Here is a 360-nt window from a genome sequence, read left to right as displayed (position 1 = left end):
CAGCCTGAACTCATGACCTTCGGTACTAAAATTTCCCTCCCCATCACAGCCCAGCCTTACGGTGTGCGGATTTGCCTGCACACCAGCCTCACTGCTTGGACTGAGCAATCCATAGCCCAGCGTCACTATCCTTCTGCGTCACCCCATCGCTCATAACGGTTCACGGTGGTACAGGAATTTCAACCTGTTGTCCTTCGACTACGCCTTTCGGCCTCGCCTTAGGTCCCGACTTACCCTGAGCGGACGAACCTTCCTCAGGAACCCTTAGGCTTACGGCGGATCAGATTCTCACTGATCTTTTCGTTACTCATACCGGCATTCTCACTTGTATGCAGTCCACCAGTCCTCACGATCCAGCTT

General features: G+C 53.6%; 1 rRNA gene. It reads right to left on the bottom strand.

Annotated features, from left to right (window positions below):
- Window positions 1–360, bottom strand: a 23S ribosomal RNA gene (locus tag D3105_RS34275); the annotation flags it as partial.

The organism is Streptomyces globisporus (assembly GCF_003501885.1).
GTDB classification, from domain to species: domain Bacteria; phylum Actinomycetota; class Actinomycetes; order Streptomycetales; family Streptomycetaceae; genus Streptomyces; species Streptomyces globisporus_D.
Note: the sequence above shows the minus strand (reverse complement) of the source record. Positions and strands in the feature narration are given on the sequence as shown.